The 22,348-nt window shown below is 29.6% G+C and carries 21 protein-coding genes; 19 read left to right on the top strand and 2 right to left on the bottom strand.

What is annotated here, in order from left to right; genetic code table 11:
• The first annotated feature begins 6 nt into the window (after positions 1 to 6).
• The 16 genes from ACH5TX_RS10930 (at position 7) to ACH5TX_RS10855 (ending at position 17,726) form a co-directional block, all read left to right on the top strand.
• Positions 7 to 891, top strand: coding sequence for a glycosyltransferase family 2 protein (locus ACH5TX_RS10930; RefSeq protein WP_439339542.1), 885 nt, complete (start codon positions 7 to 9; stop codon positions 889 to 891).
• A complete protein-coding gene (locus ACH5TX_RS10925) occupies positions 892 to 1,557 on the top strand; it encodes an acylneuraminate cytidylyltransferase family protein (RefSeq protein WP_439339541.1) in 666 nt (221 codons plus the stop codon). It begins immediately after the preceding gene.
• Complete coding sequence (locus ACH5TX_RS10920; RefSeq protein WP_439339540.1) at positions 1,550 to 2,593, top strand: N-acetylneuraminate synthase family protein; 1,044 nt, start codon at positions 1,550 to 1,552, stop codon at positions 2,591 to 2,593. The genes ACH5TX_RS10925 and ACH5TX_RS10920 overlap by 8 nt, the downstream gene beginning before the upstream one ends.
• A complete protein-coding gene (gene neuC / locus ACH5TX_RS10915) occupies positions 2,586 to 3,716 on the top strand; it encodes a UDP-N-acetylglucosamine 2-epimerase (RefSeq protein ID WP_439339539.1) in 1,131 nt (376 codons plus the stop codon). The genes ACH5TX_RS10920 and neuC overlap by 8 nt, the downstream gene beginning before the upstream one ends.
• The gene (locus ACH5TX_RS10910; protein ID WP_439339538.1) at positions 3,716 to 5,101 is read left to right on the top strand and encodes a hypothetical protein; all 1,386 of its coding nucleotides are present in this window, start codon (positions 3,716 to 3,718) and stop codon (positions 5,099 to 5,101) included. The genes neuC and ACH5TX_RS10910 overlap by 1 nt, the downstream gene beginning before the upstream one ends.
• Positions 5,092 to 6,183, top strand: a complete 1,092-nt coding sequence (locus ACH5TX_RS10905; protein WP_439339537.1) for a glycosyltransferase family 4 protein — start codon at positions 5,092 to 5,094, stop codon at positions 6,181 to 6,183. Before ACH5TX_RS10910 ends, ACH5TX_RS10905 begins: the two co-directional genes overlap by 10 nt.
• The gene (locus ACH5TX_RS10900; protein ID WP_439339536.1) at positions 6,180 to 7,337 is read left to right on the top strand and encodes a glycosyltransferase family 4 protein; all 1,158 of its coding nucleotides are present in this window, start codon (positions 6,180 to 6,182) and stop codon (positions 7,335 to 7,337) included. The genes ACH5TX_RS10905 and ACH5TX_RS10900 overlap by 4 nt, the downstream gene beginning before the upstream one ends.
• Positions 7,318 to 8,859 carry a glycosyltransferase family 2 protein gene (locus ACH5TX_RS10895; protein ID WP_439339535.1) on the top strand — a complete coding sequence of 514 codons (1,542 nt, stop codon included), beginning with the start codon at positions 7,318 to 7,320 and terminating at the stop codon, positions 8,857 to 8,859. Before ACH5TX_RS10900 ends, ACH5TX_RS10895 begins: the two co-directional genes overlap by 20 nt.
• A complete protein-coding gene (locus ACH5TX_RS10890) occupies positions 8,852 to 9,874 on the top strand; it encodes an exostosin domain-containing protein (RefSeq protein WP_439339534.1) in 1,023 nt (340 codons plus the stop codon). Before ACH5TX_RS10895 ends, ACH5TX_RS10890 begins: the two co-directional genes overlap by 8 nt.
• On the top strand, positions 9,867 to 10,868 hold the full coding sequence (locus tag ACH5TX_RS10885) for a glycosyltransferase family 2 protein (RefSeq protein ID WP_439339533.1): 1,002 nt from the start codon (positions 9,867 to 9,869) through the stop codon (positions 10,866 to 10,868). Before ACH5TX_RS10890 ends, ACH5TX_RS10885 begins: the two co-directional genes overlap by 8 nt.
• Positions 10,865 to 12,046, top strand: coding sequence for a glycosyltransferase family 4 protein (locus tag ACH5TX_RS10880; RefSeq protein WP_439339532.1), 1,182 nt, complete (start codon positions 10,865 to 10,867; stop codon positions 12,044 to 12,046). The genes ACH5TX_RS10885 and ACH5TX_RS10880 overlap by 4 nt, the downstream gene beginning before the upstream one ends.
• A gap of 23 nt (positions 12,047 to 12,069) precedes the next feature.
• Complete coding sequence (locus ACH5TX_RS10875; protein WP_439339531.1) at positions 12,070 to 12,771, top strand: methyltransferase domain-containing protein; 702 nt, start codon at positions 12,070 to 12,072, stop codon at positions 12,769 to 12,771.
• Positions 12,772 to 12,774: 3 nt separating this feature from the next.
• Positions 12,775 to 13,857, top strand: coding sequence for a glycosyltransferase (locus tag ACH5TX_RS10870; protein WP_439339530.1), 1,083 nt, complete (start codon positions 12,775 to 12,777; stop codon positions 13,855 to 13,857).
• A gap of 2 nt (positions 13,858 to 13,859) precedes the next feature.
• On the top strand, positions 13,860 to 15,221 hold the full coding sequence (locus ACH5TX_RS10865; protein WP_439339529.1) for an O-antigen ligase family protein: 1,362 nt from the start codon (positions 13,860 to 13,862) through the stop codon (positions 15,219 to 15,221).
• 39 nt (positions 15,222 to 15,260) lie between these two features.
• On the top strand, positions 15,261 to 16,271 hold the full coding sequence (locus ACH5TX_RS10860) for a glycosyltransferase family 4 protein (protein WP_439339528.1): 1,011 nt from the start codon (positions 15,261 to 15,263) through the stop codon (positions 16,269 to 16,271).
• 63 nt (positions 16,272 to 16,334) lie between these two features.
• Entirely contained in the window at positions 16,335 to 17,726 is a 1,392-nt protein-coding gene (locus tag ACH5TX_RS10855) for a sugar transferase (protein WP_439339527.1), read from the top strand.
• A gap of 5 nt (positions 17,727 to 17,731) precedes the next feature.
• Here the strand turns inward: ACH5TX_RS10855 and ACH5TX_RS10850 are convergent, their stop codons facing one another.
• Together ACH5TX_RS10850 and ACH5TX_RS10845 are read right to left on the bottom strand one after the other, a co-directional pair.
• Positions 17,732 to 18,904, bottom strand: coding sequence for a lipoprotein N-acyltransferase Lnb domain-containing protein (locus tag ACH5TX_RS10850; RefSeq protein WP_439339526.1), 1,173 nt, complete (start codon positions 18,902 to 18,904; stop codon positions 17,732 to 17,734).
• A gap of 15 nt (positions 18,905 to 18,919) precedes the next feature.
• Positions 18,920 to 19,990, bottom strand: a complete 1,071-nt coding sequence (locus tag ACH5TX_RS10845) for a putative type IX sorting system protein PorV2 (RefSeq protein WP_439339525.1) — start codon at positions 19,988 to 19,990, stop codon at positions 18,920 to 18,922.
• Positions 19,991 to 20,116: 126 nt separating this feature from the next.
• On the opposite strand from ACH5TX_RS10845, the gene ACH5TX_RS10840 reads away from it, so the two are divergent.
• Genes ACH5TX_RS10840 through ACH5TX_RS10830 form a run of 3 tightly spaced genes read left to right on the top strand, consistent with a single transcriptional unit; the run spans position 20,117 to position 22,280 of the window.
• A complete protein-coding gene (locus ACH5TX_RS10840) occupies positions 20,117 to 20,857 on the top strand; it encodes a CDP-alcohol phosphatidyltransferase family protein (protein ID WP_439339524.1) in 741 nt (246 codons plus the stop codon).
• Between the two features lie 5 nt (positions 20,858 to 20,862).
• A complete protein-coding gene (locus ACH5TX_RS10835) occupies positions 20,863 to 21,672 on the top strand; it encodes a TerC family protein (protein ID WP_439339523.1) in 810 nt (269 codons plus the stop codon).
• A gap of 11 nt (positions 21,673 to 21,683) precedes the next feature.
• Positions 21,684 to 22,280 (top strand): LURP-one-related/scramblase family protein, encoded by a 597-nt coding sequence (locus tag ACH5TX_RS10830; protein WP_439339522.1) that lies wholly within the window; start codon positions 21,684 to 21,686, stop codon positions 22,278 to 22,280.
• The last annotated feature ends 68 nt before the right edge of the window (positions 22,281 to 22,348 follow it).

Genomic DNA, 22,348 nt, shown 5'->3' with positions numbered 1-22,348 from the left:
ATTTTGATGCAAGCAACAATTCTTATTGTTTCTAAAAATAGAAAAGAAGAACTCAAGTATACTTTAGATGTACTATACAGTATGATTAGTCTTAGTGTGCATGAAGTTTTAATTTTTCTTGATGGATGTATAGATAATTCAGAGGCTTTAATAAAAGAATATGAATGGGTGAAATGGTATGTTTCGAATGTGTCTATTGGAGCTTCGGCAGCAAGACAAAGACTCTATAAAAATGCTAAAGGTGATATTTTAATTGGTTTAGATGATGATGCACACCCTTTACATAACGATTTTATAGAAAGAACATCAAAAATTTTTGAGTTATATCCCAATGTTGGTATTATCGCTTACAGAGAATTGAAAGGTATTTTTTGTGGTGAAAAGGATATTGAAAATAAACTAAAAGTAAATAAACAAGAATATTATACAAAGGAATTTATTGGTTGTGGATTTGCCATACGGAAAGACGTTTATGAAGAAACTAGAGGGTTTCCCGTATGGATTGATATCTATGGAGAAGAATCTTGTGTTTCTGTAGAAGTTATAGAGAATGGATATGATATTTTGTTTTCTAATAGAGTAACTGTTAACCATAGAGTAGATATTGTAAGTCGTAAGTTAAAAAGACAGAATTATTTTAGGTTTGGAAAACAATTAAAAAACAGTGCCTATTATTATATGGTTTATTATCCTTTTCCATTTATTAAAATAGGGAAGTTGTTTTTTCATAATTTTAGGAAATATGGAGTGATGGATTTTACGTATTTTAAGATATTTATCAAATCAATATTTGAGGTGCTAATTAATATACCAAGAATTTTAAAGTATCGTAAACCAATTCATAAAGATATCAGATCTAAAATAAATAATATATCAGCATTAAAGTTTTAAATGAAAACTATTGCCATCATACCAGCTCGAGGAGGTTCTAAACGATTGCCTAACAAAAATGTAAAGTTATTAGGAGGTATTCCGTTACTCGTACATAGTATAAATTATGCCAAACAACATGATTTTATCGATGCTATTTATGTTTCTACAGATAATATTTTGATAAAAAAGACAGCTTTAAAATTTGGAGCATTAGTAATAGATAGGCCAAAGGAATTATCTGGAGATTTAGAGCCTACCGTAACAGCCTTAAAACATGTTATAGAATCAATTAATGAAGACGTTGAAAATGTGATTTTATTACAAGCAACAAATCCATTGCGCCCTAGTAACCTCCTTATAGAATCTTTTGGAGCTTTTGTGAAAAATAACAGCGAGAGCCTATTTACAGTTTCAATGAATCATAGTAAGTTGGGTACAATTATAGACGGAGTATTTTATCCGATGAATTATACAATAGGACAACGAAGTCAAGATTTAGAACCTCAATTTTATGAAAATGGATTGTTGTATATTGTAAAAACACAAGCTATTTTAAATGATACAATTATAACTAAAGATGCGCTACCATTTATCGTGGAGCATCCCTTTGGATGTATTGATATTGATACGCAATTAGATTTTGATTTTGCAGAATTTATGTATAAAAAAAATAATAATGAATAACCCATCTATAGAAATAGCAGGACGAAAAATAGGATTAGATTATCCCCCCTTAGTCATTGCAGAAATTGGTATTAATCATGAAGGCTCATTAAAAGTAGCTAAAGATATGGTTGATGCTGCTAAAAGAGCAGGTGTTGAGGTGGTAAAGCATCAAACGCATATTGTAGAAGATGAAATGAGTGGTATTGCTAAGGAGGTTATTCCTGGAAATGCTGAGGTTTCAATTTATGACATTATGGAACGGTGTGCACTTGATGAAGCCGAAGAATTAGAATTAAAGAATTATATAGAAAGTCAAGGTATGATTTTTATATCAACCCCTTTTTCTAGAGCAGCGGCAGAACGGTTAAAACGATTTGATGTTCCAGCATATAAAATTGGTTCTGGAGAATGTAATAATTATCCTTTATTAGAGCATATTGCACAATTTGGAAAGCCAATTATTTTAAGTACAGGAATGAATACTATAGCAAGTGTAAAAAAAGCAGTTGCTGTTTTTGATAAACACAAAGTACCAGTAGCACTTTTACATACTACAAATTTATATCCAACACCAAGTCATTTGGTTCGATTTGGGGCAATGATGGCATTACATGATGCCTTTCCAGATAAAGTTTATGGATTAAGTGATCATACTATAAATAATAATGCCTGTTTGGGCTCGGTAGCCTTAGGTGCATCTATTTTAGAACGTCATTTTACAGACCACATGCAACGACAAGGTCCAGATATTGTTTGCAGTATGGATGAAAGTACATGCAATGCTTTAATAAAAGATAGTAAAGAAATAGCCGTAATGCGAGGAGGTACAAAAGAACCAGCAAAAGAGGAGCAGGTTACTATAGACTTTGCATTTGCAACTGTATGCAGTATCTCTAAAATAGAAAAGGGAACAGTTTTTACCAAAGATAATATTTGGGTAAAGCGACCAGGAACAGGAGGTATTTTGGCAGACAAATTCGAAAGTATTATAGGCAAAAAAGCAACACGCCATATAGAAAATGACCAACAACTAACTTTGGAGGATATTGAATAAAACAAGAAAAATAGTATTTCTTACAGGAACTCGAGCCGATTTTGGGAAAATGAAATCCTTAATTCAAATTCTTGAAACACATCAAGATTTCGAAACTCATATTTTTGTTACAGGTATGCACCTTATAGAAACTTATGGCTATACACTTATAGAAGTGGAACGCTGTGGGTTTAAAAATATTTCTACGTTTAAAAACCATACAGACGAAACTAGTATGGATTTAGCATTAGCAAAAACCATAACAGGTTTTTCAGAATTTGTAAAAACGGTAGGACCAGATTTAATAGTTATTCATGGGGATCGTGTAGAAGCGTTGGCAGGTGCTATAGTAGGAAGTTTAAATAATATTTTAGTTGCCCATGTAGAAGGAGGAGAATTGTCTGGGACGATAGACGAACTAATGCGTCATGCCACTAGTAAAATGAGTCATATTCATTTTGTAGCAAATAGAAAAGCTAAAGCACGATTAGAGCAAATGGGAGAATTATCTGAATCAATTTTTAGTATTGGATCTCCAGATGTAGATATTATGTTCTCTAATACGCTTCCAGACTTACAAACGGTAAAAACATACTATGATATAACATTCGATAATTATGCCGTGGCCATGTTTCATCCCGTAACAACAGAAAATGATAAAATGGGACATTATGCAAAAGCATTTGTAAAAGCCCTTTTAGAAAGTGAAAAAAACTATGTTGTAATTTATCCTAATAACGATTTAGGAAGTCGAGCAATTTTAGAAGCCTATAATGATATTATAGATCATCCTAATTTTAGAGTATTTCCATCCATTAGATTCGAATATTTTTTAACGCTATTAAAACACGCTAAAAGTATTATAGGAAACAGTAGTGCAGGAGTAAGAGAAGCTCCTTATTATGGTATTCCAACGATTAATATAGGCTCACGTCAACAAAACAGAGTAATGTCGAACCCTTCTATTATAAATACAGATTATGAAGTTGCCGATATTTTAGAAAGTATTGCTCAGGTAGAACAAGTTAAACAGTTTGAGGTTTCAGAATTTGGTAAGGGAAATAGTGCAGAGGGATTTATAGAAGCACTACAATTGAAGCGCTTTTGGAGTACTAATCATCAAAAACAATTTAAAGAATTGTAATGAAAAAATTAGGTTTAGTTATTACCGATGGTATAGGGTTTAGAAATTTTATTCTAAGTGATTTTTTAGAACATGCAAAGCATAAATTTGATGATGTTGTTATTTTATCATGTTTACCTAAAGAGGTATATAAAGTGCATACCAATTGTCGTATAATAGAATTAGATGTATTTGAAGAACGTTTTAAAACATGGTTTTTTAGAAAAGCCAAAGAAATAGCGCATCTTAAATTACATCAAAAAGGAAATTTAGGGATTCAAGATAACTTAAAAACAAATACTTCGAAATTAAAAACAAGTAGAGGTTATGCAACACGATGTATTTATAAAGTAACAGCATTATTCCATTCAGAAAAAACAATTCAAAAGTTTCAGAGGATGCAAAACGCAACATTTGCATCACACGATATTACAAAATCGTACAATACCATTCTAAAAAAGGAACAGTTTAGTATATTATGTTTTACACACCAACGTCCTCCTTATATTGCACCGTTAGTTTATGCAGCACAGCAAATGAAATTAAAAACGTCGACGTTCATATTTAGTTGGGATAATCTGGCTTCTAAAGGACGTATGGCATCTAATTTTGATTTTTATTTGGTTTGGAGTGATGTTATGAAAATCGACTTATTACAATTTTATAGCTCTATAGAAGGAGATAAAGTAAAGGTTGTTGGTACACCACAATTTGTACCTTATGTTATGGATACGTACAAAATATCCAAAGAAGCATTTATTGACAGGTTTAAATTAAAAGCTAGTTTAAAAACCATTTGCTTTAGTTGTGGAGATATATCGACAAGTAAAAATGATGAGCTGTATATTACAACGATAGCGAAAGCGATTCAGGGAAAATTGATAGAACCCGTTAATATTATTGTTAGAACATCTCCAGCCGAAGACCCAATTCGTTTTAAGGAATTAGTAGAAAGGTTTCCTTTTATTACCTGGGATTTTCCAAAATGGGAGCAAGTAAGAGCCAATCATCAAGAAGCTTGGTCTCAACGAATTCCAAATTTAGAAGATGTAAAAGATTTAAGAGCATTATTAGAATATTCAGATCTAAACATAAATATGTTATCCACAATGAGTTTAGATTTTATGTTGTTTAATAAGCCTGTTATTAATCCAATTTTTGGAAATGCTTCCAATAATCTATACGACGACCAACGGTTTTTAGGTTATGCACATATAAAGCAACTAGTAGATAGTAAAGCGTCTAAAGTTGTAAAAACAAAATCAGAATTAATTGAGGCAATTAAAGCCTATCTAGAAAATGATTATGATAAAATAAATAGAAAGGGTTTTATAGATCAACAAATAGGAGTACCTTTAAGAGACACCAGTAAACAATTTGTAGAGCGTTTAAGGGAATGGAGTTAAAAGGTAAACATATAGCAGTAATATGTGATTACAAACTTTTAGAAGATCGTGTAGGAGGGATGGATTACTTCTTTTGGGCTTTTAATGGTGTATGTAAAGCGCAAGGTGTAAAAATTGATTGGTTTTTTCCTAATACATCTACTCATGGAGATTATCACGAATTCAATATGTTTTCAGCAGAAAACACAAGTTTAGAGCAAGCGGTTATAACACGATTAAAGACTGTAAAATTACAGTACACACACATAATTACACATTTTGTAGAATTATGCACCTCGTTTTTTGCAGATATAAAAAGACTTCAAAAAAAAGGAAGGATAATAGCTGTAGATCATAATCCAAGACCATTAAACGGTTATCCTTTTAAGAAACGAATTAAAAAACGATTAAAAGGGATGTTGTATGGTAAACATATAGATCGATTTATTGGAGTTTCAGAATATACAAGTCATGCCATTTTAAAAGATTTTGGAGGGTTTTTAAAACATAAAGTAGAAACCATTTATAATGGTGTTTTAATAGATGATATCATACCTAAAAAAGAAGCACGCCGTAAAGTAAATCCGAAATTTATAGTAGTTTCACATCTGAGGTATTCAAAAGGTATTCAAGATTTAATTGATGCAGTACATCTATTACCAGAGCATTTAAAAACTAATTTAAAAATAGATGTTTATGGAGATGGCCCTTATAAGTCGACATTATTGGACTTAGTAAAATCACACAAATTAGAATTAGTTTTTAATTTTAAAGGCAATAGTTCAAGTTTAAAAAATGTATATCAAAAGTATGACTATTTAATTCAGCCAACACATATGGAGTGTTTTAGTTTGTCTATTTTAGAGAGTTTGGCCGCTAATGTTCCAGTTATAACAACTCCTGTAGGGGGAAATACAGAAGTTGTATTTAATGATGAAAATGGGTTTATTGTGAAGGCGCAAGATGTAGTAGAGTTACAAAAAAAAACAGTAGCATTAATTACTGGAAAAAAAAGTATTACGATTAATACAAGAACACAAATAGAAAAACAGTTTTCTATAAATAAGATGGTCGATAAGCATTTAGCACTTTTAAGTTTATGAAAATTGGATTTTTAACACCAGAGTATCCGCATTCTAAAACGGGAAGATCAGGAGGAATAGGAACAAGCCTTTTAAGTTTATCTAAAGCATTAGTTGCTTTAGGACATGAAGTTAGTGTTTTAGTATATGGGCAAGATAAAGACGATTATTTTACAGAAGAAAATATTGAGTTTTATAAAATAAAAAATATAAAAATAAAGGGATTATCACTTGTCTTAACTCAAATAAAAGTAAAACGATTGATTAATGTATTATATAAAGAAGAAAAAATTGATATTATAGAAACTCCAGATTGGACAGGTTTTTCGGCCTTTGTGAAACCAAAATGCCCTTTGGTGATTAGAGAACATGGTAGTGACACCTATTTTTGTTATTTAGATCATCGTAAAGTGAAATTTAAAAATAAGCTCTTAGAAAAAAGAGCACTAAAGCAGGCTAATGGTATTATTAGTGTGAGTGCTTTTACGGGAGAGTTGACAAACAAATTATTAAATTTAAATAGAGAGTTTACGGTAATACCTAATGGAATTGACCTTACATTATTTAAACCCAAAGAGTGTCAAAATAAAAAACATAGTATTCTTTATTTTGGAACGTTAATTCGAAAAAAGGGACTTTTGGAGTTGCCAGAAATATTTAACTTAATTAATAAATCGAATACAGAAGTAGAACTCGTGTTGGTAGGAAAAGATAGTAGAGATGTCAGGACAGGGTTACCTTCTACATGGGCGTTGATGCAATCCTTGTTTACGAATACAGCCATAAAAAAAGTAAGATATTTAGGAGAAGTAAAGTATTCCAAAATTCAAAAATTAATTAATGAAGCCACAGTTTGTGTGTTTCCTACATTTGCAGAAGCTTTACCTGTATCTTGGTTAGAAGCAATGTCTTTAGAAAAAGCGATTGTAGCTTCAAGTATAGGGTGGGCAAAAGAAATGATAGAAGATAACAAAGAAGGCTTTTTAGTGCATCCAACCCAACATAAATTATATGCAGAACGTATTTTAGAATTATTAATTGATACCAAAAAGCAAAAACAGTTTGGAGAGGCCGCAAGACAACGTGTAAAAGAAATGTTTGAACACAAAATAGTCGCTCAACAATCTGTTAATTTTTACAAAACAATTATAGCTAATGATAATCGTATATCATAATAACGATAAGGTTTTAAAAGTAGAAAGAGGAACGCAGATAGAAGTTGATGACTTTGAACAGAAAGGTATGAGCTCTTCGTTATTTATGTTGGCAGCTAAATACCCAAAATCTATTTTAGTTTGGTGTCATAAATCTCAAAAAAACAACCTCAATATAGAAGATATTCAAGATGTATTTTATTTAAAAAATATGATGATATCTTATACGAAAGATCAGTATTTATCGAAGCAAATTGGCTACGTTGATTTTTCATCTTTTATAAAAGTAAATAAAAGTGTAAAGTTTCCAACATGGTTAATGAGTAGTGAGGTTGGCGCTATTTATGGTTCAGAATTATTGAAATTTAAAACTGTGGTTTCCGAAGATAATTCGTTGGACTATGTTTTAAACTCCATTGCAAAAATAGGGATGCCCAATGGGTTGTTTTGTTATTCAGAACCTAGACTTCTAAAGCAAGTTACTTCGACGTATATAGCTCCCAAAGCATCTATATCAATGCTCTTTAAATTTGTGAGCCAACATTATAAACCAAAATGGTTATTTATTTTGTGTTTATGTTTATTAATTTATGAAAAACAGGTTGTGGTATTTTCACTATTAAAAGCACTTTTTTATAAAAAGCTGTCACCTCAGTTGTGTTTTGATAGTGAGTGGATTGATTCAACGCAACAAAAAAGAATAAAAAAGGAAATAGATGTAGTTATACCAACCATTGGTCGAAAGACATATTTATATGATGTTTTAAAAGATTTATCTAATCAAACCATTGTACCCAAAAACGTTATTATAGTAGAGCAGGGAGCTTTGCCCGAAAGTGTTACAGAACTAGATTATTTATATAATAAAGAGTGGCCTTTTAAAATTAAACATACATTTATAAATAAGCAAGGAGTTGGTAATGCTAGAAATTTGGCAATAGCACAAGTAGAAAGTGATTGGGTGTTTTTTGGTGATGACGATATAAGGTTTGATGCCTTATTATTTGAAAATATGTTTAAAGAATTAGAAACTACAGGACAAAATGTAGGGGCGACAGTCTGTTTACAGCCAAATCAAAAGCAAACCTATTTAAAAACCGCACAAACTCAAATTTTTGGAGGAGGGAACAGTTTTTTAAAGACTGAGGTATTAAAAAAAGCGTCATTCAATTTAGTATACGAATTCAATTATGGGGAAGATATCGATTATGGTATGCAACTTCGTAATCAAGGAGAAGACGTTATTTTTTTTGCAAATATAAAAATTACACATTTAAAGGCTCCTATGGGGGGCTATAGAACTAAATTCAAACAATTGTGGGAAGGTGATGTGCCAGCTCCAAAACCATCACCAGCCATTCAATTATTAAACCAAACCTATTTTACACCAAGCCAGTTACTCGGGTATAAACTTATTTTGGGAATTAAATTTTATAAAATAAACTCTATAAAAAACCCTATAAGATATATTAGAAATTATAAAAAACGTTGGGAGCGAAGTGAATATTGGGCGAATGTATTAAAACAGATTGGAAATGATTAATATTTACACAGATAAAACTTTTTTAACTCAAAAGTATAGACGTTATTTATTTCCGTTATTACTAGATTTATTCTTTCTTAAGGATAAAACATTATTGTCTTATTTTACAATAGTCGAAAATGTTTCAGATAGTGATGTTGTTATCTTACCTATAGATTACGTGTCATTTTTAGCACATAAAAGTGCATTTAGAAGTTTATTGCATCTAGCAAGAAAGAATAACAAAGTAGTTTGGTTATATGCAGCAGGAGATTTTGGTTTTACCAGTTATTTAGAAAATAGTTATGTATTTCGATTAGGTGGATTTGATAGTAAGTTTAATACTAATACCTATATCATGCCCTCCTTTATAAGTGATCCTTATAAGGAACATTTACAATTTGAATTTAAGTCGATAAAAAGAGAAGAACAACCAAGTATTGGATTTGTAGGCCATGCACAAGGTGGATTATTAAAGTATGTAAAAGAATATATTAATTATTTGAAATATGATATTAAACGCCGAAGTAAGTTGCTGTTAGCAGATAAACAATCGTTTTATCCTTCTAGTGTTAAACGTGCTGGCTACTTGGTTAAATTAACTAATTCTGGGCTATTTAAAACAGATTTTATATTTCGAAATAAATATAGAGCTGGTGCAAAATTAGATATTGAAAGAAACAAGACGGCTAAAGAGTTTTATGAAAATATTTATAATAATGCTTATACCTTTTGTCTTAGAGGAGTCGGTAATTTTTCTGTTAGATTTTATGAAACTTTAGCAACAGGACGAATACCTATTTTGATAGATACAGATTGTAGATTGCCATTACACGAAATTATTGATTGGAGTAAACATTGTGTAATTATAAAAGAAAATGAACCTATGGAAGAACAGGTTTTAAAGTTTCATAATAAGTTGTCAAATATAGAATTTCAAGAATTACAACAATTAAATAGAGAATTATGGCTAAGTAGCTTAAAAAGGGATGGTTATTTTAAATTAATGCATCAAGAATTTAAGAAAAATGAATAAGACGTTCACATTAATTATCTGCACTTATTTACGATCAACACCATTGTTGGAATTATTAATGTCGGTAGTAAAACAATCATTATATCCTAATGAAATTTTAATTATAGATGGTTCTACCAATGATAAAACAAAGAAAATTTTAGAACAATATAATTTTAAAAAAGTAAAATATTATAAAGTAGATAATTTAAATAGAGGCCTAACTAAACAGCGTAATTATGGTATTAATTTAGTTTCTGAAGATTCCGAAATTGTATGCTTTTTAGATGACGATATTATTTTAGAAAAAGACTATTTTGAACAATTATTAAACACATATATAACATTTCCAGAGGCTTTGGCCGTGGGAGGGTATATTACCAATGAAGTTACTTGGAAACAATCTAATAAAAATACAAACCCATCAAAATTTTATTTTGATGGCTGGATTCGAAATGAACCTTCTCGTTTTAAGTTAAGGCGAAAATTTGGTTTACAACCCGATGTGCCACCAGGTTTTATGCCCGATTTTTCAAATGGGCGCTCGGTTAGCTTTTTACCACCTTCAGGGAGGGTTTATAATGTAGAACAACTTATGGGAGGGGTGTCTAGTTATAAAAAAGAAGTTTTTAAAACGCTATCATTTTCGCCGTATTTTGAAGGATACGGACTTTATGAAGATGCCGACTTTTCTTTGCGTTTGGCAAAACAAGGCAAGCTTTATATAAATACAAAAGCGCAACTACAGCATCATCATAATGGTTCAGGGAGACCCAATAAATATCACTATGGTAAAATGGTAATTAGGAATGGTTGGTACGTATGGCGTATAAAAAACACGAATCCATCTTTTAAAGCACAGTTTAAATGGCATGGAATAGCTTTATTGTTAACTGTAGTTAGGATTATAAATATTGTAACAACAAAGAAACGAATAGAGTCCTTAACAGAAAGTTTAGGACGTGCTATAGGTTGGTTCTCATTACTCTTTAATAAACCGAAAATTCAGAAATGAAGTTTTTAATTATAACACATGTTCCTCATAAGTTGCAAAATAAGCAATGGTTTGCCTATGCTCCTTATGTAAATGAGATGAATTTATGGTTAAAATATGTTGACGAGATTGAAATACTGGCTCCAAAATCAGAAGAGAATTTAGAAACAATAGATACAAATTATATACATAAGCATATAAAGTTTACTAGAATTCCAGCAATAGCTTTTATAAGTGTTAAAACAACAATTTTGTCGTTTTTTAGAATACCCTTCATTCTTTTAAATATAATAGTTGCTTGTAATAGAGCAGACCATATTCACTTACGTTGTCCAGGTAATATTGGATTATTAGGATGTTTTGTTCAAGTGTTTTTTCCTAAAAAAATAAAAACAGCAAAGTATGCAGGTAATTGGGATAGTAACTCTAAACAACCTTTGAGTTATAGAATTCAAAAAAGATTATTAAGTAATGTATTTTGGACTCGAAACATAAAAGTTCTTGTGTATGGGAGCTGGAAGAATCAAAGTAAAAATATAGTCCCTTTTTTTACAGCAACCTATTCAAAAAAGGAAATAGAATATAATGTAGAATCAAATTTAAGGTCGGTCCGTTTTAAAAAAAAAGAGGAGGTCTTAAAGGATGTAAGGCATTCTAGTTTTAATAGGAGTGTTAAAAAATTTTTATTTGTAGGGACTCTAACTGTTGGAAAAAGACCTATATTAAGTGTTCAAGTAATTCATAAGCTAATAAAGAATGGGCATAATGTGCATTTGGATATTTATGGGGAAGGAGAGGAACGTATTATAATTGAAGATTACATAAAGACTAATGCATTAAGCGATAATATTATTTTACATGGTAATGTTTCTAAGTGTATAATCAAACAAGCATTTAAAACATCCGATTTTTTATTGTTTATTTCAAAATCAGAAGGTTGGCCAAAAGTTGTTGCTGAAGCCATGTTTTGGGGGTGTTTGCCTATTGCTAGTAATGTTTCGTGTATACCAGATATGTTAGATAAAGGGAATAGAGGAGCGATTGTTTCTTCAAAAAAAGAAGACATAGTATCTACGGTTGAGCGTTATTTAACAAACCATGAAAAATATAAAATGCAAGTTGAGCGGGCTATACTATGGTCAAGACAATTTACAATTGAAAAATTTGAAAATGAAATTAGTAAATTCGTGAAAAGATAATTATAATAGATTAAGAAAGTAAAATGTATTCAGAAGGAACTTATTTTAAAGACCCAAGTAGGCATACAGAAGATAGTAGGTATAAGGCAGGGGCGTTAAAAAAAATTTTAATTAAATATTTGTCGCATAATAGTTTTAAGTTGACATCGTATGCAGACGTTGGTTGTGGTTCAGGGGAAGTAATAAAAGTATTAGGAAAAGAATTAAAGCACAAATTTAATACCCTTAAGACTTTAAAAGGCTTTGATATTTCTCCGCACGTTAAAAATTTAGAAGACGACATAATCACGTTTTCTTGTGAAGATTTTATAAAGTCGAATGAAAAATTTGATTTAGTTACTTTAAATGATGTTTTCGAGCATATTCCAAATCCAATATCATTTTTAACAAAAGTAGGAGAAAGAGCTAAACTGGTTGTAATGCATATTCCTTTAGAGAATTGCTTTTCGATTAACATAAGAAATTTACAAAAAAATAAAATTAAAAACCCAGGACATCTAGTGTTTCTAGATATTAATTCTGCAATAAATCTAATTACGTACTCAGGGTTACAAATTATTGACTACGAATATTCAAAAGGAGCTATAAAAGCACCGTCTAATAATAAAACATTTTTACAAAAAGCAACATACCCTTTTAAGGCTATTTTGTTACGTTTAAATCCGTATGTATTCTCTAAATTTTTTGGAATCAGTTTAATAGTTATAGCAAAAGGAATTGATTAAGAAATGAAAAATGAAAAGGTCTTTCAGATAATAGATTCACTAGAGATCGGTGGTTCCGAACGAATGAGTGTTAATATGTATAATACATTCACTTCGAATAATATTGAAAATTTTCTAATAGTCTCAAGAAAAACAGGACCGTTATATAATTTCATTCAGGAAAATAAAAATGTTGTTTTTTTGAATAAAAAAGGAAGTTTGGATATTTTATCTTTTTTTAGATTCTTTAAACTTATAAAGAAATATAAACCGACATTAATTCATGCACATCAAACATCTATATATTGGACTTTTTTAGTGAAAATTTTATACCCTAAAACAACTGTTATTTGGCATGATCACTGGGGGTTTAGTGATCTCTTAAAAGATTCTGATAGAAGAATAATTAAGTATTTTTCTTTTTTAATTAATGGCGTTGTTTGTGTAAATAATAAAATTAAAATATGGAATATTAATAACTTAAAAGTAACAAAAGAAACAATAGTATATATCCCTAATTATCCTTTAATACAACAGATACAGAAACGAAAAAAGACTAAAACACACACGTTGTTATGTGTTGCAAATATTCGATCTCAAAAAGATCATCCAAATTTATTAGAAGCCTGTGTTTTATTGAAAGAACAAAAAATTGATTTCGAATTATTATTGGCAGGTTCATTAGAAAATATAAATTGGGTAAAAAAAATAAAAAATCTAATTTTAGATCTTAATCTCGAGAACTATGTGAAAATTTTAGGTCCTATAACTGATGTTTCTGAAATTTTAGGTAAAGCAGATGTAGGGGTTTTAAGTTCTCTTAGTGAAGGACTGCCTTTGTCTCTTTTGGAGTATGGTCTTGCAGAATTACCAGTGATATGTACGGATGTTGGACAATGTAAAGAAGTTTTAGGTGATGGAGAATTTGGTTGGATTGTACCCCCTAAATCTCCTTTAAAATTGGCTATAGCTATAAAGGAGGCTCTTGAAAAGAAAGAATTAGCCAATTTAAAAGCTATTGGATTAAAAAGAAATATTTATGAAAACTATGGTGCTAAAGGGTTTGTTGTAAAATATTTTAATTTGATTAATACTATTAAAAATTAAAAATGAGATTGTCATTATATTATAAACTTTTAATTTTTCATGTAGTTTTGGCTATAGGTGTTTTTGCCTTTAAACCACTAGCCCTAGTTTATTTTTTATTCATTACTGTTTTTTTTAGTTATAAAATTTTAATGGCTTCTAAAAAGTATAAAACGTTTTATGTGCTTTTGGCATGTGCTTACATAGTAGGGATTGAAGTGTTTTTAAGAATGAATAATGCTACTTTTTTTTATGAAGCAAGTAAATATTTAGTCATTGCTTTTATTATAATGGGATTGTTTAGTAACAGTTTTTCTAAGCAGGCATTAATGTATTTAATATATATATTGTTATTAATACCCGGGATTTTTGTTGCAGTAGTCGAAATGGGTTTTGAAACCGATATTAGAAGAGCGATTGCGTTTAATTTGAGTGGTCCTATTTGTTTAGGTTTTACAGCATTTTTTTGTTATAAACGTAATGTGAGTTATAATCAGATTAAAATAATATTATCAGCTTTTTTATTACCGCTTATTAGCATGACTGTATATTTGGTTTTATATACGCCAAATTTACAGGAGGTTATTACTAGTACAGGTTCTAATTTTGCTGCTTCAGGTGGTTTTGGCCCCAATCAAGTGGCTACTGTTTTAGGTATAGGTCTGTTTGTTTTAACAACCCGATTTTTTATGTCTAAAGAATTATTTTTTCATAAAACTATAGATTTACTTTTGTTAGGATTATTAGGGTTAAGAGCCCTAGTGACATTTAGTAGAGGAGGTGTAATCACAGCAGTTGTAATGATTTTTTTTTTTTTAATATTATATTATTTAAAGGTTAATGTAAAAACTAAATTGCGTATTAAATTTTCAATAATTATATTTTTAATAGTGGTTATTTTTACTTGGATGGTTAGTTCTATTCAAACTAGTGGTTTTTTAGATAAACGTTATGCAAATCAAGATGCAGCAGGAAGAGAAAAAGCAGATATTACAACAGGAAGAACAGAGTTAGTCGCTTTTGAAATAGGTGAGTTTGTTGATAATCCTTTTTTAGGAATTGGAGTAGGTAAAGTAAAAGAAGCACGTTTAAACGAAACAGGAATTACTGCCGCATCACATAATGAAATGAGTCGAATTGTTGCAGAGCATGGGCTATTTGGCGTATTTGCATTTTTAATATTATTGCTAGTGCCATTAGTATATAGAATTAAGAATAGGAATAATATTTTCTTCTATTCATTTTATCTATTTTGGCTACTAACTATTAATCACTCAGCAATGCGAATTGCAGCTCCAGCATTTATTTACGGTCTTTGTTTATTAAATATTACTTACGAAACATCAAAAACGAAATCGTTACAATCAAGGAAAAAATTAAATTGATACTAATGTGACCATTGAAAATAGTAGATACGCACGCACATGACAAAACTCCTTTACATAGGAAATCAATTATCTCAAAAGGGGAAAACAGAAACAATAATTGATACTTTAAGTAAATCTTTAAGGTTAGAGGGGTATCATGTTTTTACAGCTTCAAAGAAAGAGAATAAGGTGTTTCGTTTGCTTGATATGTTATTTCATATTATTAGATATAAGAAGCAAGTAAGTTATGTTTTAATAGATACGTACAGTACTCAGAATTTTTATTACACTTTTTTATGTAGTCAATTATGCCGGTTTTTTAAGTTGAAATATATTCCCATATTACATGGAGGTAATTTGCCAAATAGGTTGCATATTAATCCAAAGTTAAGCAAGAGAATATTTATTAATGCTTATAAAAATATAGCTCCTTCCAAATATATTCAGGCTGAATTTAAAAAACAGGGCTATAATAATTTAGTATGTATTCCTAATGCTATAGAACTTAAAAACTACCCGTTTAAAAAAAGGATTTATGATAAGCCGAAACTCCTTTGGGTGCGTTCTTTTTCAGAAATTTATAATCCATTATTAGCAATAGATGTTTTTAGACAATTACTTAAAGAAGGGTTTGATGCATCGTTATGTATGGTTGGTCCAGAAAATGATGGTTCACTTAAAAAAACAAAAGCGTATGCTAAGAAATTAAATGTTGATGTAAAATTTACAGGAAAACTTTCTAAGCAAGCATGGGGTGATTTATCTAAGAACTACAATGTTTTTATTAATACTACAAATTTTGATAATATGCCAGTGAGTATTATCGAAGCAATGGCATTAGGTTTGCCTGTTATCTCAACCAATGTTGGAGGTATGCCTTTTTTAATAAAAAACAAAAAAGAAGGCATATTAGTTGAACCAAATGATGTGAATGAGTTTTTAATGGCATTAAAAAGTATATTTGATAATACTGAAGAAACTAATATAATGGTTTTAAAAGCTAGAGAAAAAGTTGAAAACTATGATTGGGAAGTTGTTAAACAAAAATGGTTTAGTGTTTTGCAATGATATTTGGTTTTTAGTTGAATTAACTTACTATATTTACAGTCTCTCAAAAAAAGCTCTTCGATAATGTCTAAAAAAGGGATTCATTTCAACATTTCCGAGCGTAAAGTGTTATTGCGTGTATTCGATATTGTTTCAATACTTCTTGTATTATACTTTGTAAGTAACACATTTGATTTTGTTTATTTTACAATTAATAAAGAAAATTGGAGGTGGGTATTTGTATTAATTCTATATATTTCTTTATTCGGAACTATTTTTGAGCTTTATGATTTACAAAAATCTAGTAGGTTAGAAAAAGTGTTAGCCAATATTATACTAACAGCATCAGTTACTGTTTTATTTTATTTTTTAACCCCATTTTTAACTCCTGTTTTACCAGATAATAGATTGCAGATTCTGTATTTTTATTTTGCTATACTATGTGCATTATTTATATGGCGTTTAGCTTATATAACATTTATTGTATCTCCACGATTTTATCAAAAGGTGTTAATTGTTGGTGAAACATCTAGCATAAAAACTATTATTGAAGCGTTTAATGGCGCTGATCCAAATTATAAAATAGTTGGTTTTATAAATTGTGAAGTAAAAAAAACAGATAGTATTAAATTAAAAGGAATAGTTGAATATAGTCCAAGGCAAATTTATCAAGTTATTAAAGATGAGAGCATATCTGAAATTGTTGTAGCTAGTTATAATTCAGAGTCTATAACTCAAGAAATTTATAAAGACCTAATTACGCTTTTAGAAGGTGGCTTTTCAATAAAAGAATACACGCAGGTTTATGAAGATATGACTTATAGAGTACCTGTTCAATTTGTTGGAAAAGATTTTTATAAATATTTCCCTTTTAGTAGAAGTAACCAAAACAAAATGTATCAGTTTTTTCATCGCTTTTTTGATGTCTTTATTTCTGTATTAGGAACTTTAAATGGTCTGATTTTACTGCCTTTTATTTTTTTAGGTAATTTAATAGGCAACCGTGGACCTCTCTTTTATTCTCAAGAACGTATAGGTAAGAATGGTAATCTTTTTAAAATTATAAAGTTTAGAACGATGGTCAAGAATGCTGAAAAGAATGGAGCAGTTTGGGCAAAAAAAAATGATAAAAGAATAACACCTTTTGGTAAGTTTTTAAGAAATTCTAGACTAGATGAAATACCTCAGTTTATAAATATTTTAAAAGGAGAGATGAGTTTAATTGGGCCAAGACCAGAACGACCATATTTTGTTAGAGAATTATCGCAAACACTCCCTTTTTATGAAACCAGACATATTATTAAGCCAGGTTTAACAGGTTGGGCGCAAGTAAATACAAGATATGGTTCATCTATTGATGATAGCTTATTAAAACTTCAGTATGATTTGTATTATATCAAGCATAAAAGCTTTTTTTTAGACATAAATATTCTTATAAAAACAATTAGTACAATGATTTTCTTTAGAGGACAATAATTAAATTATTGTTTATTGTAATGTTTTATTAAAAAGATATATCTAATAAATAAGGCTATTAATAATGGTATTAACCCTATAGCGAATACTTGTACACCCATACTCCAATGTAGGGTTAGTAAGCATAAAAGAATAACTAATAATTTCAAGTATTTTATAAACCAAATACTGATTCTCTTTTTGAAAAATTGCCCAATAACAAAAAGGTTAATAGCACAAGCCCAAAGTAAGTTGTAGTTTTGGTGAGTCCCTGTATGATCGGTAGCAAACCAAAGAAGTAAAATGAGTATCCCAACAAGCCCAGTAATACTAAACAGAGTTATATCTAGCCATTTACTTTGTCTGTTGCTTTTATAGTCTTTATAAGTGATAAAGATTATGAAGAAAGCAATAATGCCAAAAACGAATAACGGACTCGTAAAAAAGGAATCTTTTTTTATAGTTTCTTTTTGAGTGAAAAGTGTTTTACTAGTTTTTACTAGCGGCGTATTTCCATCGTTTATCGTAGCTACTTCAAAGAATTGATAGATGTTTTCTGGTAAAAACATTTGTTCTTCAGGAGTTGCTTTTTTGTCAATTACAGAACCTAAAGCCACATCAATACCTAAACTTTCCCAAGAATTCTTGTTAACGTTTTCGTATATTAGAGATCTAAACGTTTTTTCTTTATAATTTTTAGGAAGTTTGAATTCAATTGTCTTGTTTACTGCAATTGTTGTAACATCTTTAATTTTAGTAGCACAATTATCAAAAAAGAATTCATATAAATAATTTCTGTTTTCAGGTTTATAATTGTTTAATAAAAAGTTGTAGAGTGTCTGTTTTTGAGATTGGGAAAGATTTAAAACTTGATATTTTATTTTTCTATTGTAATGTACATATGTTTGATAAAATTGATAAAAATCATTTTTGCCTATTGAATAATTAAGTTTTCCTTGAGCAAATTTCAGGTAAAAATTAGGTGTGTTAAAATAAAATACACCGTAATCATAAACATCATCAATTTTATTTTTACGATCAAAAATTCTATATGCACTATGCCCAAAAGCTTCATATAAAGAATTTCCAGGGGAAATTGTAAGTACACTTATCTCAGCTTCGTTTGATAAAAGATTTTGTTGAGCAGATAATGTAATAAAAAATAAAAAGGAGAATAAAAATAGAAATGTTTTTTGCATAATTATAATTATATATTACCGAAAGATACTTAAATCTACCTTTAAAGAAAATACATTAGAATATAAAGCCACACTTTGATCTCCTATATCTGTAAATGCATAATCTATTTGAATACCATTATATTTGAACCCCAATCCAAAGCTAGGTTGAAAACTTAATTGCTCGGTATTATCTATTTGTAATTCATTTTGAAAATTACCTAAACCAGCACGTAAATAAACCATATCTATATAGCCAAATTCAAACCCTAAAGCAGGATTAACACTAGCAAATGACGATGAAATGATATCATTGTTTTCTTCAAATCTTACATTTAAATTAACAGATGTTAGAAGGGTGTAATCGTAGTTGAAATCTACTAATTTAGAAATACCAATTTGTAATTTAGGAATAGTAATTTCAGTAGTTTCTGGAAGTTCTTGGTTTTGGCCTTCTACCGCGTTTTGTACTTTAGCAAATTCTGTTTCATCTATAGCCCAAGCGTTAAAAGTTGTTGTTATATCGCGTCCCATGATTCCGAATTTCCAATTGTTTTCAGTTTCAAACTGAATACCTAAATCGAAACCAAAACCCCAAGAGGACGCAAAATCTCCAATAACACGTCTAATAACTTTCGCATTTACACCGTAATTAAGCCCTTGAACAGGAAGCTCTCTTGCATACGAAAATGTAAGTCCGTAATCGGCAGTAGAGAACAGGCTAATTCTATCGTAATTAATATTACCTTGTTCATCAATAAGTTGTGTGGTGTTTAAAATATCATCAACTGCAAAGCGAATTAATGAAACAGCAATAGCGCTTCTGTCGTCTAAAGGCATAGCATAAGCTGCATAATCATAATTAGCAATATTAGCAAAGTAGCTAGAATGCATCAATGATAATTGATTGTCTTCAAGTTTTAATAAACCTGCGGGGTTCCAATAACCAGAATTCACATCGCTAGAATGTGAAGTTACAGCACTGCTCATTCCTAGGGCAGCAGCGTCTACACCTATGTTCATAAACTCATTAGAATATTTTCTAGTGGTTTGGCTAAATATAGATATCGAAATTATAAAGAATAATATCGTTATATAAGGTTTCAATCGCAATTTTTTTACAAAGATGCACATAATTTACAATCTTTAAAACTTCAAATTGTAATAGATATTGTTTAATACTTGTATTAGACGCAAATTGTTTATTATTTTTACAAAAACAAATTTCAAAATATGAAGCAATATATTCCGAATGCATTAACCCTTTTGAATCTTTTCTGTGGATGTATTGCTGTTCTTTTTGCGGTTAATAATAATTTTGTAACAGCATCATTATTTGTGTTTTTGGGCATTTTTTTCGATTTCTTTGATGGTTTTGCAGCACGTAAACTAAATGTACAAAGCGAGTTGGGAGTACAGTTAGATTCGCTTGCAGATATGGTTACTAGTGGATTGGTGCCAGGTATTGTTATGTATAAACTTTTAGAGTTGTCTGATAGAACTTGGAGCGACTTCCATTTAATAAATGAATCGAGTTTGAGTTTTAATGAAATTACACTTTTCCCTCTTATAGGTTTAACTATAACTTTAGCATCAGCATACCGGTTAGCAAAATTTAATATAGATGTAGAACAACAATCCTATTTTAAAGGCTTGCCAACACCAGCAAATACATTACTTATAATATCATTACCGCTAATAATAGAATATCAAGATAGCGATGTTATAAATGCAATTATTAGTAATAAATGGTTTTTAATTGGGTTAACTATTTTTAGCTGTTGGATATTAAATTCAAGTATTAAATTATTCGCTTTAAAGTTTAAAGATTACAGTTTTAAAGGAAATTCAATCCGTTATATTTTTCTAATACTCTGCATAGTTCTTTTAATTGTTTTACAATTTGCAGCTATTCCATTAATTATAATTTTATATATACTTATGTCTGTTTTAGACAATTTAACTTCTAAATAAAAATCATGCTAGAAATTATTTTTACACTTTTAATGCTTGTTTTGTTGCAAGCTGTTTTAGGATTTGACAACCTATTGTACATCTCATTAGAATCAAAAAAAGCACCAGAGTTTGATAGAAAAAGAGTAAGAAAAGTGGGGATTCTTATTGCTATAGCTTTAAGAATTGTATTGTTATTTGTATTAGTGTCTATCATTGATTTTTTTCAAGATCCATTCTCTTTTTTATCAGGAGAGATTGAAAATGTTGCAAGTTTTGCTTTTAATGGTCATAGTATAATAGTATTAGCAGGAGGTGGCTTTATTATTTATACAGCTATAAAAGAGATTTGGCATATGATTTCTAAACACGATTTAAGTGATGATGTTGGAGATGACGGAAAAGGAACTAAAACTTCAAATGCAGTAATTTTCAGTATTGTTTTAATGAACCTTGTATTTTCTTTCGATTCTATATTAGCAGCTATTGGTTTAACTAGCGAAATAGATAACACAGCCACAGCTTTTATAGTTATGGCTATTGCTATTGTAATTAGTGGTTTACTAATGCTGTTTTTAGCAGATAAAATTTCAGTTTTTTTAGCTAAAAATAGAATGTATGAAGTACTTGGATTATTTATTTTATTTATTGTAGGTATCATGTTGGTAACAGAAGGTGGGCATTTAGCACATTTAAAGTTATTTGGAGAGCCAATAGAGTCTATGAGTAAAACAACTTTCTATTTTGTAATAACTATTTTGGTTATAACCGATGTTGTTCAAGGACGCTATCAAAAGAAATTGTTAAAAGAACAGTCTCAAGAATCTCACAAGTAACCTCAATTTATATGCAAGACATTAAATATCCAATAAATTTTAAATTTAATATTGGTACACTAGCTAACGATTTTACGGCAAAAGATTCTTTAGGAATTACAATTGCTTTTGTAAAGCAGAAAATGTTTAAGCTAAAAGAAGATGTTCTTGTTTATAATAACGAAAGCAAACAAGAAATTCAATATAGAATTAAAGCAGATAGATGGATTGATTTTTCTGCAGCATATAGTATATTAAATAGAAGCAATAAAGAAATAGGTAAAGTAGCAAGAAAAGGCTGGAAATCTATTTGGAAAGCCGAGTATGAGTTGATAGATCAGCATCAAAAACTTCAATATCATATAAGAGAAGATAATGCATGGGTTAAAGTTTTAGATTCTTTAATTGGAGAAATTCCAATTTTAGGTTTCTTTACAGGCTACCTTTTTAATCCAAGTTATAGTGTACTTGATTTGAATGATAAACCTATTGTAAGGTTGAAAAAAGAAGCTTCTTTCTTCGGAAGAAAATTTGAATTATCTAAACTGAATGATATCGATTCTGATGATGAAGAACGTATTATTTTAGGTTTAATGATGATGGTACTTTTAGAAAGAAGAAAGGGGTAATGTTGCTAATTTGTTATTTTTTAGATAAAAATAGAAATGACAAGTTTTATAAGAAAGAATAAAAATCT

The sequence above is a fragment of the Thalassobellus citreus genome (assembly GCF_044385915.1).
Lineage (GTDB): Bacteria > Bacteroidota > Bacteroidia > Flavobacteriales > Flavobacteriaceae > Thalassobellus > Thalassobellus citreus.
Note: the sequence above shows the minus strand (reverse complement) of the source record. Positions and strands in the feature narration are given on the sequence as shown.

Bases quoted from the DNA above. Each gene is read 5' to 3' on its own strand.
- ACH5TX_RS10885 (WP_439339533.1), top strand. From the start codon at position 9,867: ATGAATAAGACGTTCACATTAATTATCTGCACTTATTTACGATCAACA.
- ACH5TX_RS10840 (WP_439339524.1), top strand. From the start codon at position 20,117: ATGAAGCAATATATTCCGAATGCATTAACCCTTTTGAATCTTTTCTGT.
- ACH5TX_RS10905 (WP_439339537.1), top strand. From the start codon at position 5,092: ATGGAGTTAAAAGGTAAACATATAGCAGTAATATGTGATTACAAACTT.
- ACH5TX_RS10860 (WP_439339528.1), top strand. From the start codon at position 15,261: ATGACAAAACTCCTTTACATAGGAAATCAATTATCTCAAAAGGGGAAA.
- ACH5TX_RS10895 (WP_439339535.1), top strand. From the start codon at position 7,318: ATGATAATCGTATATCATAATAACGATAAGGTTTTAAAAGTAGAAAGA.
- ACH5TX_RS10880 (WP_439339532.1), top strand. From the start codon at position 10,865: ATGAAGTTTTTAATTATAACACATGTTCCTCATAAGTTGCAAAATAAG.
- ACH5TX_RS10850 (WP_439339526.1), bottom strand. From the start codon at position 18,904: ATGCAAAAAACATTTCTATTTTTATTCTCCTTTTTATTTTTTATTACA.
- ACH5TX_RS10930 (WP_439339542.1), top strand. From the start codon at position 7: ATGCAAGCAACAATTCTTATTGTTTCTAAAAATAGAAAAGAAGAACTC.
- ACH5TX_RS10830 (WP_439339522.1), top strand. From the start codon at position 21,684: ATGCAAGACATTAAATATCCAATAAATTTTAAATTTAATATTGGTACA.
- ACH5TX_RS10910 (WP_439339538.1), top strand. From the start codon at position 3,716: ATGAAAAAATTAGGTTTAGTTATTACCGATGGTATAGGGTTTAGAAAT.
- ACH5TX_RS10855 (WP_439339527.1), top strand. From the start codon at position 16,335: ATGTCTAAAAAAGGGATTCATTTCAACATTTCCGAGCGTAAAGTGTTA.
- ACH5TX_RS10865 (WP_439339529.1), top strand. From the start codon at position 13,860: ATGAGATTGTCATTATATTATAAACTTTTAATTTTTCATGTAGTTTTG.
- ACH5TX_RS10870 (WP_439339530.1), top strand. From the start codon at position 12,775: ATGAAAAATGAAAAGGTCTTTCAGATAATAGATTCACTAGAGATCGGT.
- ACH5TX_RS10920 (WP_439339540.1), top strand. From the start codon at position 1,550: ATGAATAACCCATCTATAGAAATAGCAGGACGAAAAATAGGATTAGAT.
- ACH5TX_RS10875 (WP_439339531.1), top strand. From the start codon at position 12,070: ATGTATTCAGAAGGAACTTATTTTAAAGACCCAAGTAGGCATACAGAA.
- ACH5TX_RS10925 (WP_439339541.1), top strand. From the start codon at position 892: ATGAAAACTATTGCCATCATACCAGCTCGAGGAGGTTCTAAACGATTG.
- ACH5TX_RS10835 (WP_439339523.1), top strand. From the start codon at position 20,863: ATGCTAGAAATTATTTTTACACTTTTAATGCTTGTTTTGTTGCAAGCT.
- ACH5TX_RS10890 (WP_439339534.1), top strand. From the start codon at position 8,852: ATGATTAATATTTACACAGATAAAACTTTTTTAACTCAAAAGTATAGA.
- ACH5TX_RS10900 (WP_439339536.1), top strand. From the start codon at position 6,180: ATGAAAATTGGATTTTTAACACCAGAGTATCCGCATTCTAAAACGGGA.